We start from the raw sequence: 12762 nt of genomic DNA on the forward strand, positions 1-12762 counted from the left end.
GCCGGTGAGCCCATTCGTCGTCGCGATCATTCTGTCGGCTGCCATCCTGCACGCCGTCTGGAACGCCATCGTCAAAACCGCGGGCGACCGGACGACGACGCTGGGGCTTGTGGCCTTCGGGCATGTGATCCCAGCCAGCGTGATGATCCTTGTCCTGCCCTTTCCGGGCGGCGACAGCTTTGTCTACATCCTTTTGTCCACCGTCGTGCATTTCGGTTATTACTTCATGCTGGGCAAAGCCTATCAGCATGGCGACCTCAGCGTCGTCTACCCGATCGCCCGGGGCATCGTTCCGGCGCTAGTGGCGCTTTGGGCCTATCTTTTGCTGGATGAGGTTCTGCCCCTGCAAGCCTGGATCGGCATCGGTCTGATTGCGGTCGGCATCCAGCTCAGCAGTTGGAGCTCGCTCCGGCAAGGCGTCGGCGGCGCAGCGCTGGGGTTTGCGGTGGGTACCGGACTTTGCATCTCGGTCTATTCGGTTGTGGACGGCATCGGAGTGCGGCTGTCTGGAAACACGCTCAGCTACTGGGCTTGGGGGGCGTTTCTGCACCTGTTCATCGCCGGCTTTGTGGGTCTTCGACGGCGGCAGGTTCTGACACAACTCCCGGCCCGCACCTGGGCGATCGGCATCTTGGGCGGCTTCGTGTCGATGCTGGCTTATGGGCTGGTGCTGTATGCCAAGAATTTCGCGCCGCTGGGGGCGGTCTCGGCGTTGCGAGAAACCTCGGTGATTTTTGCGGCCCTGATCGGGTTCGTCTTCCTGCACGAAGGCTATTGGGTGCGCAGGCTGGGGGCCGCCATCCTGATGGCGGGGGGCGTGGCGCTGGTTGGACTGTCGGGCTGAGCCGATCCGTCAGGTGCCGTAACGCGCCATGAACATGTCAACGGCATTGGTGGCCACTTCGCCGATTTCCTCGTCCGAGAACCGGGTTTGAATCCCCAAAGCCGCGAGGGTCCAAAGACGCACCTTGCACAATTCCGAAAACTGCTCGGCGGCAAAATGCACGTCGTCAATCGCCAGTTCACCTTTGGCCACGGCTTTTTCCAGATACTCGGCCATCTGGCGCTGACCGTTGGCGGGGCCGGCCTCGTAGAATGCCTTGCCAAGTTCCGGGAACCTGTCACGCTCGGCCACGCAGATGCGGAACACCTGCTGCGCGAAATCCGATACCAGAAACCGAGTCAAATGCGTGGCGGTGATCATCAACGCCTCGCGTACCGGCTTGGTTTCGTCGATCATGGCCAGCACGTTCTCCGCCATGCGGCAACACTCGGTCTGCGCGACCTCGGAAAACAGAAGTCGTTTGTCCGGGAAATAGCTGTAGAGCGTCGCCTTCGACACACCCGCCGCGCGCGCGATGTCATCGACGCTTGCGCCTTCGAACCCATCCGCCATGAAAACCTCTCGGGCGCCGTTCAGAACCTGGTCGAATTTCCGTCCGGTACGCACGATGGTGGCGGCTTGGGTCATGGTGTCTCCTTGGCTGGGTGCTGCGACAAATCTATAAACCAGTCAGTTCAGTTTCAACGGTTTTCAATTCGGCTTGAAAGTTCCGTTACGCAGCGTAGATTAGAATAATTCTAAAACGAGGGCGGCAATGCGGTTTTTCACTCAGCGCAAACACTTCAGAGATCTGACCGAGCAGGAAGTCATCGCGCTTGCGATTTCGTCCGAGGAAGATGACGCACGGATCTATAGGTCATATGCCGAAATGCTGCGCCCCGACTATCCGGCGACGGCCAAAATCTTCGATGGCATGGCTGCCGAGGAAGACGAGCACCGCCGTCGCCTGATCGGTCTGCACGAGGATCGGTTCGGCCCGGTGATCCCTCTGATCCGGCGCGAGCATGTCGCCGGTTACTACGCCCGCCGTCCGATCTGGCTGGTCGAGAATCTCGGAATCGAGCGAATCCGCGAAGAGGCCGAGATGATGGAGCGCGACGCGGAACGCTTCTATCTGGCGGCTGCTGGTCGTACGACCGATGCAGCAACACGCAAACTCCTGGGCGACCTGGCTGCGGCCGAAGCGGGACATCAAGCCGCGGCCGCCGAATTGGAAGAAGCTCACCTGGATCACGATGAAAAAGAAGCTGAAAAGGTGATTTCGCACCGGCAATTCATCTTGACCTGGGTCCAGCCGGGATTGGCCGGGCTGATGGACGGGTCAGTGTCGACCTTGGCGCCGATCTTCGCGACGGCCTTTGCCACGCACGACCCTTGGACGACCTTTCTTGTGGGCCTTGCAGCGTCAGTGGGCGCGGGCATTTCCATGGGCTTCACCGAAGCGGCATCGGACGATGGCGAGCTGTCGGGCCGTGGATCACCGGTCAAGCGGGGTTTGGCGTCCGGGGTGATGACCACGGTCGGCGGATTGGGCCACGCCCTACCCTATCTGATCCCGGAATTCTGGACGGCCACGATCATTGCCTTCATCGTGGTGTTTTTCGAATTGTGGGCGATCGCGTGGATTCAGAACCGCTATATGGAAACTCCGTTCTTCCGTGCGGCTTTTCAGGTCGTTCTGGGTGGATCGCTGGTGCTGGCAGCCGGGATTTTGATCGGCAGCGGGTGATGACCCTGCTTGCGATGTGGTAATTCTATGTTACCAATCTGCGCATGGTCGATATCTTTCTGCGCACCCTGCCCTTCTTTGCGATCATCGGCCTGGGATACTGGGCCGGGCGCAGCCGGTTCTTCACCGAAGACGCCACGGCCTATCTGACCAAATTCGTATTCTATTTCGCTTTGTCGGCGATGCTGTTCCGCTTTGCCGCCACGCTGCCCTTTGCCGAGATCTTCAACGCGCGGCTGATGCTGGGCTATCTGATCGGCACCGCCGGCGTATACGCGCTGGCCACGTTAGTCGCCTATCTGCGTGGGCTCGATATCCCCACCGCGGCGGTCGAGGCGCAATGCGCCGCTATCGGAAATGTGGGCTTTCTGGGTCTGCCGATGTTGGCCCTGCTGTTTTCCGAATCCGCCATCGGGCCGGTCATGCTGGTTCTGACGGTCGATCTGGTGGTGTTTTCCTCTCTGATCGTGATCCTGATCAACGGCGGGCGGGATGGTCGGCTGAGTGCCGGAACTTTGCGCCTGATCGGCCTTGGTTTGCTGAAGAACCCGATGATCGTCTCGATATCGGCCGGGTTGATCTGGTCTGCCCTGCAGATGCCGGTGCCGGCCCCGCTGAACGATTTTCTGACCATTTTGGGCGGCGCCGCCACGCCGGGCGCGCTGTTCGCCATCGGCGCCTCGCTGGCCAGCAAATCAGCCGAGCGGGTTCAGATCGCGCTCTGGCTCAGCTTTTGCAAACTTGCCGTGCATCCGGCCTGTGTGGCTGTGGTGCTGCTGTGGCTGCTGCCGACTGATCCTTTTGCCGCGGCGGTGGCTATCTCCGCCGCCGCCCTGCCAGTGGCCGGCAATGTCTACATGCTGGCGGCCCACTATGGCGTGGCGCCGCACCGGGCATCTGCCGCCATTCTACTGTCGACCATTGTCAGCATTCTGACCGTGCCGGTGGTCATCGCGTGGGTTGCCGCATTCTGACGCGGCGACTTCAAAATGCGTGCGAACATTGGTGCCCGGACTTTACGCCGGGGCCTTCGCCCGTTAGCCATGGCACGAACCCAACGTAAGGATGATGCCAGATGGAAACCCTTTCCGAAAACGCCTGTTTCGGTGGCGTGCAGGGCGTGTACCGCCACGCCTCGGCGGCGTGCCAGTGCGACATGACCTTTGGCCTGTTCCTGCCGGCCGAGGCCAAGGACGGCCCGGTTCCGGTCCTGTGGTATCTGTCGGGGCTGACCTGCACCCATGAAAACGCGATGGTCAAGGCGGGCGCGCAGGGCTGGGCCGCCGAACAGGGCATCGCGCTGGTCTTCCCCGACACCTCGCCGCGCGGCGAGGGGGTCGCCGACCACGAGGATTACGACCTGGGCAAGGGTGCCGGGTTCTATGTGAACGCTACTCAGGCCCCGTGGGCACCGCATTTCAACATGTGGGACTACGTGGCCGAGGAACTGCCCGCGCTGCTGGTCGAACACTTCGCCATCGATGGCGACCGCCAGGCCATCACCGGCCATTCCATGGGCGGCCACGGCGCGCTGACGCTGGCGATGAACCTTCCGGGCCGCTTCCGCTCGGTCTCGGCCTTTGCGCCGATCTCTAACCCCACGGCCAGCGACTGGGGCCGTAAGCAGCTGAGCGCCTATCTGGGCGATGACGAGGCCGCCTGGGCGAAGCACGACGCATCGTTGTTGACGAAGGAAAAGGGGTTCAATGGCCCGATCCTGATCGACACCGGCACCAACGACCAGTTCATCGACCTGCTGCGCCCCGAGGCGCTGGCCCAGGCCATCGCCGAGCGCCGTCAGCAGGCCACGAACCGCCTGCAGCCGGGCTATGACCACTCTTACTTCTTCGTTTCGACCTTCATGGAAGACCACGTCACCTTCCACGCCGAAGCGCTGTATGGGGACTGAGACATGAGCAAATACGACTACGATCTCATCATCATCGGCTCGGGTCCCTCGGGCAGGGCGGCCGCCATTCAGGCGGGCAAGCTGAAACGCAAGGTTCTGGTGGTTGACCGCCGTGACCGGTTGGGCGGCGTGTCGGTGCACACCGGGACGATCCCATCGAAGACACTCCGCGAAACGGTGTTGAACCTGTCGGGCTGGCGCGAGCGCAGCTTCTACGGCCGCTCGTATCGGGTCAAGGACCAGATCCGCGCCGAAGACCTCAAAGCCCGGCTGCACATGACGCTGGACTATGAGGTTGACGTGCTCGAACACCAGTTCAACCGCAACCACGTTGAAACCATGGACGGCGTAGCCCGTTTTGTCAGCCCACACGAGATCGAGGTCACAGCCGATGCGGGCGACACCACCCGCCTGACGGCCGCGAAATTCCTGATCTCGACCGGGACCAAAACCTATCGCCCCGATTACGTGCCCTTCAACGGCAAGACCATCGTCGATGGCGACGAGTTTCTTGAAATGGCCGAGATCCCGCGCTCGCTCTGCGTGATCGGCGCGGGCGTGATCGGGGTCGAGTATGCCACGATGTTCTCGGCGCTGGATGTGCGGGTGACGCTGATCGAACCGCGCGAGACCTTTCTGGATTTCATCGACAAGACCCTGATCCAGGAATTCACCCACCAGATCCGCGAAAACGGGGTGGACCTGCGCCTGGGCTCGGCCGTGGAAAAGATCGAGGACGCCGGCAAGCATGTCGAGATCACAATGTCAAACGGCCGCCATGTCCGGGCCGAGATGCTGCTGTTTGCGGCGGGCCGCATGGGCAACACCTCGGCGCTGAATCTGGGTGCGGTTGGGATCGAAACCGACCACCGCAACCGCATTTCGGTGGACCGCAAGACCTATCAGACCTCGGTGCCGCATATCTATGCCACCGGGGACGTGATCGGGCATCCGTCGCTGGCCTCGACCTCGATGCAGCAAGGACGCGTTGCGGCCTGCCACGCGCTTGAGACCCCTACCCTGCCAGAAAGCCCTTGGTTCCCTTACGGCATCTACTCGGTGCCCGAAATCTCGACCTGCGGCATGTCTGAGGAAGAGCTGCAGGAACGCGGCATTCCCTACGAGGTGGGCGTGGCCCGGTTCCGCGAGACCTCGCGCGGGCATATCATGGGGCTTGAGCACGGAATGCTGAAGATGCTGTTCTCCCTGAAAACCCGCCGGGTGCTGGGCGTGCAGATCGTCGGCGAAGGCGCGACCGAGCTGATCCACATCGCCCAAGCGGTGCTGAACCTGAAGGGCACGGTGGACTATTTCGTGCAGAACACCTTCAACTATCCGACCCTGGCCGAGGCCTACAAGATTGCCGGGCTCGACGCCTTCAACCGGATGCCGATCCCGGACGAGTTCAAGGTGCGCAAATCCGATGCCCCCGAGCCAGCAAAGTTGGCGCCCAAGAAGGCCAAGCAGGCGTGACGACCCTGTATGTCGATGGCGACGCCTGCCCGGTGAAGGCCGAGGCCGAACGCGTCGCCACGCGGCACAAGGTGCCGATGGTGGTGGTGGCGAATGGCGGGCTGCGCCCGTCGGCCAACCCGCTGGTTCAGATCGTGACCGTGGCGCAAGGCGCTGACGAAGCCGACAAGTGGATCGCCGAGCGGTGCAGCGTGGGCGACATCGTCATCACCTCGGACATCCCGTTGGCCGCCAATTGCGTCGAGGCCGGCGCGCGGGTGCTGCGCCCCAATGGTGAGGCCTTCACCGCCGCCAATATCGGCCAACAACTGGCGATGCGCGATCTGATGGCGGATCTGCGCGCCGCCAACCCGCTGGGCGCCGGGGGCGGTGGCAAACCGTTTTCCAAGGCCGACCGATCGCGGTTTCTGGACGCGCTCGAGCGTGAGATGCGCGCTGCCCTGCGCGGCTGAGTTTGGCCTTGCATCCCGCCCGGCGGGTTGGTTCAGTCGGCCGAAACCGCAACACAAGCGAACAGGAAATCCCATGCCCGTAGAAGCGGTCGTTTTTGATATCGGCAACGTTCTGATCGAATGGCAGCCCGAGCGGTATTATGACCGCGTGATCGGCGAGGACCGGCGCCGCGAGATGTTCTCGGCCGTCGATCTGCACGGCATGAACGACCTGGTCGATCAGGGGCATCACTTCACCGACACGATCTATGCCTGGGCCGAGAAATACCCCGATTGGCGCGACGAAATCCGCATGTGGCACGACAACTGGATCGAACTGGCCGCGCCCGAGATTCCGCATTCGGTCCGGCTGCAGCGCGCGCTGCGGGTCAAGGGCGTGCCGGTCTTTGCGCTGACCAATTTCGGGGTACAGAATTTCGACTATGCCACCACAGTCTATCCGTTCCTGAACGAGTTCGACCGGCACTATGTCTCGGGGCGGATGAAGATGGTGAAACCGCATGCCCCGATCTACCAGATGGTCGAACAGGATTGCGGCCTGCCGCCCGAGACGCTGCTGTTCACCGACGACCGGATCGACAATATCGAAACCGCCCGTAGCCGTGGTTGGCAGACCCACCATTTCGACGGCCCGCAGGGCTGGGCTGAAAGGCTGGTGGCCGAAGGTCTGCTGACCCCGGACGAGGCCGCCTGACCCTATGCGGCCGCAGGCTGCGTGGGGCGGTTTTCGCGGATCGGCAGGTGTACGATCGCGCTGAAGGCACCGATGGCCACGCCGATCCACCAGACCACGGTATAGTCGCCATACAGGTCATACATGCGGCCACCCAGCCAGATGCCGAGGAAGCTGCCGACCTGATGGCTGAAGAATATGATGCCATACAGCGTGCCCATGTAGCGCAAGCCGTAAAGATGCGCGACGAGGCCTGAGGTCAATGGGATCGTCGCCAGCCATAGTGACCCCATGACCAGCGAGAACAGGATCACGGTCATAGGCGTGATGGGAAACAGGATGAACGCTGCGGCCGCGATCGTGCGCCCGGTATAAACCGCCGCCAGAAGGTATTTCTTGGGGAAGTGATTGCCCGCCCACCCGGCCAGCAGGGTGCCTCCGATATTGGCGAGCCCGATCAGCGAGATCGCCAGCGCACCCAAAGCAGACGTTGTGGTGATGCCCATCGCATGCAGGACCCCGCCGGGTTGGATCGGGCCGCACATCTCGGTCACGAAGGCCGGGAAGTGCGCAGTGATGAAGCCCAGTTGATAGCCGCAGCTGAAAAAACCCAGGAATATCAGCGCATAGGACGGGTCGCGGAAGGCGCGGCCCAGGATCTGGCCCATGCTTTCTTCCAATTCGGCCTTGCTGACCTGCCCGGGCGCGCGCATGAAGGGCAGTGTCAGCACAAGGGCCAGAATGGCAATGGCGAAGATGATGAACACCTGCTGCCACGGCAGGAAGGTCAGCATCCATTCAGCCGTCGGCGCACCGATCACCTGCCCAAAGCTGCCCGCCGCGGTCACGATCGCCAGCGACATCGAGCGGTTCTGATCCGTCGAGGCCCGCCCGACCACCGCCAGCACCACACCAAAGCCCGTGCCCGCGATACCGAAGCCCACCAGCCAGGCATAAAGCTGATGCCCGAAGGGCGTGACGGACCAGGCCGACAGAACCATCCCTGCCGCATAGGTCAACGCGCCCAGAATGATCGCCCGCCGATCGCCGATCTTTTCGGCGATGGCGGCAAAGATCGGCTGGCCGATGCCCCAGGCCAGGTTCTGGATCGCGATGGCCAGCGAGAAATCGGTGCGCAGCCAGCCGAACTCCTCGGCGATCGGAATCTGAAACACGCCGAATGAGGCGCGCACGGCGAAGCTGACCGTGATGATCACGCATCCGACGATCAGCACCGGGTTGAGCAGACGGGCGGTTGGGGTCATGGGGCCTCCGGTTTCAGCCCGCCGACAGTATCCACTTGGGCTCGCTCGTCAATTCAGGAGTTTTGCGGTCACGATTAACCAAAATTGATGCATGTCGGGGGATGCCTTCTTTTCAATGGCGCGGGTGGGCGCTATGGCTCGGGCCATGACCGACATGATCTCGTTGTACGAGGCCCGCGTTGCCGATGGCACCCTGAACCGCGACGACGCGCAAGAGGCCGTTCTGCCCCAGTTCGAGCGTATCCGGGCGGCTCTGGCCGCGCCGGTGAAAAGCGGGCTGTTCCGCAAGGCACCGCCGCCGCCCAAAGGCTTGTACCTGTGGGGCGGCGTGGGGCGCGGCAAGTCCATGTTGATGGACATGTTCGTCGAAACACTGGGCGAGATTCCGGCCCGGCGCGTCCATTTCCATGCCTTCATGCAGGAAATCCACGCGGGCATGCATGAGGCGCGCGAAACCGGGGTGCAGGATGCACTGGCGCCGGTGGCGGCCTCGGTCGTGAAATCCGTGCGCCTGCTGGCCTTTGACGAGATGCAGATCACCGACATCACCGACGCGATGATCGTCGGGCGGCTGTTCGACATGCTGCATGCGGGGGGCGTCGTCGTTGTGACCACCTCGAACCGGCATCCCGACGATCTGTACAAGGATGGCCTGAACCGGCAGCTGTTCCTGCCCTTCATCCACCACATCAAGCAGCAGCTCGAAGTGTGGGAACTGACGTCGCCCACGGATTACCGGCAGAACCGGCTCGAGGGCTCGCCGGTCTATTTCACACCCATCGGACCCGAGGCGCGAGAGAAGATCCGGGCCGTTTGGGCCGACCTGTCAGGTGGGCCGGCCGAACCCCTGACCCTGCACGTCAAGGGGCGCGAGGTGGTGTTGCCCGCGTTTCGCAATGGTGTGGCACGGGCCTCGTTCTATGATCTGTGCGGCCGGATGTTGGGGCCAGGGGACTATCTTGCCATTGCTGATGCGGTAAAAGTGCTGGTGCTCGAGGACATACCGCGCCTGTCGCGCAACAATTTCAACGAGGCGAAGCGGTTCGTCACGTTGATCGATGCGCTGTATGAGGCGAAGGTGAGGTTGATCTGTTCAGCGGCCGCCGAGCCCGAGATGCTGTATGTCGAGGGGGAAGGTGTTTTCGAGTTCGAGCGCACAGCCTCGCGCCTGCGGGAGATGCAGGCGCAGGACTGGGGACAATAGCGAGCGTTGCCTCTGCCTTAGCTGTGGCTCAATGAATCGTCAGCCGTTTTCGCGCAGGATGTTGCCAGCAAGGTAGAGCGAGCCGCAGATCAGCACGCGCACCTGAGGGTCGGCTTTGATGATGGTGTCTAGGGCTTGGGACACGCTGCTGGCGGTTGTCGCGGGCAGGTTCACTGATTTGGCGGCGGCGGCAGTTTCTTCAGCGCTCAGCGTGTTGGTCTCGCCCGGGATGGAAACGGCGGTCAGGCTTGCGGCTTGCTGGGCCAGCGGGGAGAGGTAGCCGGTCACGTCCTTGGTGTTGAGCATGCCGCAGATCAGGTGTGTGGGTCGCGGGGGCAGCTTGGCCAAGACGTCCGCCAGCGCGACGCCGGCAGCGGCGTTGTGGCCGCCGTCCAGCCAGAGTTCGGCCTGAGGCGCCTGTTCGACGAGCGGGCCGGTCTTCAGGCGTTGCATGCGGGCGGGCCATTCGGCGCGGGTGACCGCGGCCTCGTAGGCCTCGTCGCCCAGGTCGAGGTGGCGCAGGACCGCCAGTGCGGCGCCGGCGTTCTGGATCTGATGGGCCCCCAGCAGGTTTGGCAGCGGCAGGTCGCGCAGCCCGGTTTCGTCCTGATAGATCAGGCGGCCATGCTCCTCGTGGACGTGCCAGTGCTGTCCGTAAGCCAGCAGCGGTGCGCCGAGGCGGGCGGCGGTGGCCTCGATGACCTCCATCGCTTCGTTCGGTTGCGGGCCGACGATGCAGGGCACGCCGCGCTTGATGATGCCGGCCTTTTCGGTGGCGATCTTGGCTAGCGTGTTGCCCAGGAACTGTTCGTGATCGATCGAGATCGGGGTGATGACCGAAACGGCAGGCTTCGCGATCACGTTGGTGGCGTCGAGCCGCCCGCCAAGTCCGACCTCGAGCAGCGTGTAGTCGGCCGGTACGCGGGAAAAGGCCAGCAAGGCCGCGCAGGTGGTAATCTCGAAATAGGTGATGTTCGCGTCGCCATTGGCGGTGTAACACTCATCCAGAACGGCGGTCAGGTCGGGTTCCGAGATCAGCTCGCCCGCCAGCCGGATACGTTCGTGGAACCGTGCTAGATGCGGTGAGGTATAGGCATGGGCCGTCAGCCCGGCCCCTTCCAGCCCGGCACGGATCATCGCCTGGGTCGAGCCCTTGCCGTTGGTGCCGGCGATATGGATCACCGGGGGCAGATTGTCCTGCGGGTTGTTCAAGGCCTTTAGCAGACGCCAGACACGGTCCAAGGTCAGGTCGATGATCTTGGGGTGCAGCGCCATCATCCGGTCGAGGATGACGTCGGATGTGGGCCCGGTCATTTCTTGGGCTGGTCTTCGGCAGGCTTGCTCTGCGCGTCAGGCTGTTCGGCCGCGCCCTCGTTCGGGGCGGGCAGATCGCCTTTGACCGCCGGGGGCAGACCCATCAGCATCCGGGTGATGGTGATCAGCTCGTCCCGCAACTCGGTCCGTTTGGTGACGCGGTCCAGCATGCCGTGATCCAGCAGGTATTCGGCGCGCTGGAAGCCGTCGGGCAGTTTCTCACGGATCGTCTGCTCGATCACGCGGGGGCCAGCGAAACAGATCAGGGCGTTCGGCTCGGCTATATGCACGTCGCCGAGCATCGCGTAGGACGCCGTCACACCGCCGGTAGTGGGATGGGTCAGAACGACGATATAGGGCAGGCCCGCCTCTTTCAGCATCTCCACCGCGACCGTAGTGCGCGGCATCTGCATCAGGCTGAGGATGCCCTCCTGCATCCGGGCGCCGCCGGCGGCGGAGAACAGGATCAGCGGGCGCTTGAGCTTTACCGCCTCTTGTGCGGCGGCGATGATGGCGTTGCCCACATACATACCCATCGAACCGCCCATGAACGAGAAATCCTGCGCCGCGGCCACGATCGGCGTGCGGCCGATCTCGCCGGTGGCAACCAGCATCGCTTCTTTCTCGCCGGTCTTTTTCTGCGCTGCCTTCATGCGGTCGGGGTATTTCTTCTGATCGCGGAACTGCAGCGGGTCTTCCTTGGGCGCGGGCACTGCGACTTCGGTGAAAATACCACCGTCGAACAGGTGCTTGAACCGTTCGCGCGGGGTGATCAGCATATGGTGTCCGCACTGGGTACAGACATTCTGGTTGTCCGCCAGTTCACGGTGGAACAGCATCGTTCCGCACTCGTCGCATTTGTGCCAGAGATTCTCGGGCACCTCACGGCGGGAGAAGATCGAGTTGATCCGGGGGCGGACGTAGTTTGTGATCCAGTTCATGTCGGAACCTTGCTGATGCGGGTTGCAGTCAAATAAGACGCTACGGAAGGAAATGCAATCAGCGCCTGAGTGCAAGTCGCGCGACAAGCCAGCTGACGATCATCACCGCGAAATCCACGACAAGCCACTGGCGCAGGATACCGGTGTCCGATGTTTCGAACGGAAGATGATAGAGGGCCAGCCCACCCAGACCGTCAGGCAACGATACAATCAGCAGAGCCGCTACATTGTTGGCAAAATGCATGGCGATTGCGGGTCCCAGCGTCCCTGCCCTGGCGGTGATGTCGGCACTAAGCAGGCCAAAGACAAAGGCCCAACCTGCGATCAGGATCGCATTGTCACCGGCGGCAAGAGGTGCGTAGTGCCCGGCGGCAAAAATAAGGGACGGTACGCCCATCCAAATCCACGGGGCCCTGAACCGGGCGGCCAGCGATTGTTGCAGGAACCCGCGGAACAAAATCTCTTCGGCGCTGACCTGTATAAGGACAGCCACCAGCGCCAGCGGCAACAGCAGCAGCCACCTGAAAACCGGCAGGTTTGGCTCCAAGGGCGGTCCCATATCGTATGGGGGCAGAACAAAAAGCAAGGCGCCCAACACGACAAGCGCCCGCAGAACCCACCAGAATTGTCGTGCAGTCAGAATCGGTGGCCCGACCACCGAGATCAGTTTCCGGTGCTGCACCTGTCGCACGGCCAATCCGACCCCCAGCGTGGCAAAGGCGAAACTGGAAAGGATGACCAGCAGCGCCAGGGCCGAGGCCCCGTCTTCGAAACCGAACACCAGTTCGGCCGAACCAAAGGAGGTTACAGCGGCCAGGAGAACCAGATTCAGTGCCAGCACGACGACCGTGATGATCGCGAACCCCAGTAGCAGCCGCCAGAGTTCGGGATAAGCCCTGGCCGGTGCCACCAGGATTTCGTGCGGGGCATAGGCCGGGTGTGGCTGCGGGTCACGCAT

At 62.6% G+C, this 12762-nt stretch carries 13 protein-coding genes; 8 read left to right on the plus strand and 5 right to left on the minus strand.

The window, feature by feature from the left end; all coding sequences use genetic code 11:
• Positions 1 to 4 precede the first annotated feature (4 nt).
• Positions 5 to 844, plus strand: a complete 840-nt coding sequence (locus AC2FNL_RS11600; RefSeq protein ID WP_170588888.1) for an EamA family transporter — start codon at positions 5 to 7, stop codon at positions 842 to 844.
• Positions 845 to 853: 9 nt separating this feature from the next.
• Here AC2FNL_RS11600 and AC2FNL_RS11605 read toward each other — a convergent pair whose 3' ends face one another.
• Positions 854 to 1471 carry a TetR/AcrR family transcriptional regulator gene (locus tag AC2FNL_RS11605; RefSeq protein WP_496833718.1) on the minus strand — a complete coding sequence of 206 codons (618 nt, stop codon included), beginning with the start codon at positions 1469 to 1471 and terminating at the stop codon, positions 854 to 856.
• Positions 1472 to 1598: 127 nt separating this feature from the next.
• On the opposite strand from AC2FNL_RS11605, the gene mbfA reads away from it, so the two are divergent.
• The 6 genes from mbfA to AC2FNL_RS11635 all read left to right on the plus strand — a co-directional run bounded on the left by mbfA (position 1599) and on the right by AC2FNL_RS11635 (position 7101).
• Positions 1599 to 2573, plus strand: a complete 975-nt coding sequence (gene mbfA / locus AC2FNL_RS11610; RefSeq protein ID WP_093963335.1) for an iron exporter MbfA — start codon at positions 1599 to 1601, stop codon at positions 2571 to 2573.
• A 44-nt stretch (positions 2574 to 2617) separates the two neighbouring features.
• Positions 2618 to 3547: an AEC family transporter gene (locus AC2FNL_RS11615; RefSeq protein WP_496833720.1), complete on the plus strand. Its 930-nt coding sequence runs from the start codon at positions 2618 to 2620 to the stop codon at positions 3545 to 3547.
• 101 nt (positions 3548 to 3648) lie between these two features.
• The gene (fghA, locus tag AC2FNL_RS11620) at positions 3649 to 4482 is read left to right on the plus strand and encodes an S-formylglutathione hydrolase (protein ID WP_496833722.1); all 834 of its coding nucleotides are present in this window, start codon (positions 3649 to 3651) and stop codon (positions 4480 to 4482) included.
• Positions 4483 to 4485: 3 nt separating this feature from the next.
• Positions 4486 to 5955, plus strand: coding sequence for a Si-specific NAD(P)(+) transhydrogenase (gene sthA, locus AC2FNL_RS11625; protein ID WP_496833724.1), 1470 nt, complete (start codon positions 4486 to 4488; stop codon positions 5953 to 5955).
• Positions 5952 to 6407, plus strand: a complete 456-nt coding sequence (locus tag AC2FNL_RS11630) for a YaiI/YqxD family protein (RefSeq protein ID WP_496833725.1) — start codon at positions 5952 to 5954, stop codon at positions 6405 to 6407. Before sthA ends, AC2FNL_RS11630 begins: the two co-directional genes overlap by 4 nt.
• 73 nt (positions 6408 to 6480) lie before the next feature.
• Entirely contained in the window at positions 6481 to 7101 is a 621-nt protein-coding gene (locus AC2FNL_RS11635) for an HAD family hydrolase (RefSeq protein ID WP_496833727.1), read from the plus strand.
• A 2-nt stretch (positions 7102 to 7103) separates the two neighbouring features.
• Here AC2FNL_RS11635 and AC2FNL_RS11640 read toward each other — a convergent pair whose 3' ends face one another.
• Positions 7104 to 8345: an MFS transporter gene (locus AC2FNL_RS11640; RefSeq protein WP_496833728.1), complete on the minus strand. Its 1242-nt coding sequence runs from the start codon at positions 8343 to 8345 to the stop codon at positions 7104 to 7106.
• 145 nt (positions 8346 to 8490) lie between these two features.
• Here AC2FNL_RS11640 and zapE point away from each other — a divergent pair, with 145 nt between their 5' ends.
• The gene (zapE, locus tag AC2FNL_RS11645; protein ID WP_496833729.1) at positions 8491 to 9549 is read left to right on the plus strand and encodes a cell division protein ZapE; all 1059 of its coding nucleotides are present in this window, start codon (positions 8491 to 8493) and stop codon (positions 9547 to 9549) included.
• Between the two features lie 39 nt (positions 9550 to 9588).
• Here the strand turns inward: zapE and AC2FNL_RS11650 are convergent, their stop codons facing one another.
• From AC2FNL_RS11650 to AC2FNL_RS11660, 3 genes are read right to left on the minus strand one after another with little or no spacing between them, the layout of a single operon-like run.
• Positions 9589 to 10863 carry a bifunctional folylpolyglutamate synthase/dihydrofolate synthase gene (locus AC2FNL_RS11650; protein ID WP_496833730.1) on the minus strand — a complete coding sequence of 425 codons (1275 nt, stop codon included), beginning with the start codon at positions 10861 to 10863 and terminating at the stop codon, positions 9589 to 9591.
• The gene (gene accD, locus AC2FNL_RS11655; RefSeq protein WP_093963343.1) at positions 10860 to 11804 is read right to left on the minus strand and encodes an acetyl-CoA carboxylase, carboxyltransferase subunit beta; all 945 of its coding nucleotides are present in this window, start codon (positions 11802 to 11804) and stop codon (positions 10860 to 10862) included. The genes AC2FNL_RS11650 and accD overlap by 4 nt, the downstream gene beginning before the upstream one ends.
• Positions 11805 to 11862: 58 nt before the next feature.
• A complete protein-coding gene (locus tag AC2FNL_RS11660; protein ID WP_496833731.1) occupies positions 11863 to 12762 on the minus strand; it encodes a CPBP family intramembrane glutamic endopeptidase in 900 nt (299 codons plus the stop codon).

The sequence above is a fragment of the Ruegeria sp. CRTD044 genome, from assembly GCF_059613485.1.

Bases quoted from the DNA above. Each gene is read 5' to 3' on its own strand.
- mbfA (WP_093963335.1), top strand. From the start codon at position 1,599: ATGCGGTTTTTCACTCAGCGCAAACACTTCAGAGATCTGACCGAGCAG.
- zapE (WP_496833729.1), top strand. From the start codon at position 8,491: ATGACCGACATGATCTCGTTGTACGAGGCCCGCGTTGCCGATGGCACC.
- sthA (WP_496833724.1), top strand. From the start codon at position 4,486: ATGAGCAAATACGACTACGATCTCATCATCATCGGCTCGGGTCCCTCG.
- fghA (WP_496833722.1), top strand. From the start codon at position 3,649: ATGGAAACCCTTTCCGAAAACGCCTGTTTCGGTGGCGTGCAGGGCGTG.
- AC2FNL_RS11615 (WP_496833720.1), top strand. From the start codon at position 2,618: ATGGTCGATATCTTTCTGCGCACCCTGCCCTTCTTTGCGATCATCGGC.
- accD (WP_093963343.1), bottom strand. From the start codon at position 11,804: ATGAACTGGATCACAAACTACGTCCGCCCCCGGATCAACTCGATCTTC.
- AC2FNL_RS11650 (WP_496833730.1), bottom strand. From the start codon at position 10,863: ATGACCGGGCCCACATCCGACGTCATCCTCGACCGGATGATGGCGCTG.
- AC2FNL_RS11605 (WP_496833718.1), bottom strand. From the start codon at position 1,471: ATGACCCAAGCCGCCACCATCGTGCGTACCGGACGGAAATTCGACCAG.
- AC2FNL_RS11640 (WP_496833728.1), bottom strand. From the start codon at position 8,345: ATGACCCCAACCGCCCGTCTGCTCAACCCGGTGCTGATCGTCGGATGC.
- AC2FNL_RS11660 (WP_496833731.1), bottom strand. From the start codon at position 12,762: ATGCGTGACCCGCAGCCACACCCGGCCTATGCCCCGCACGAAATCCTG.
- AC2FNL_RS11635 (WP_496833727.1), top strand. From the start codon at position 6,481: ATGCCCGTAGAAGCGGTCGTTTTTGATATCGGCAACGTTCTGATCGAA.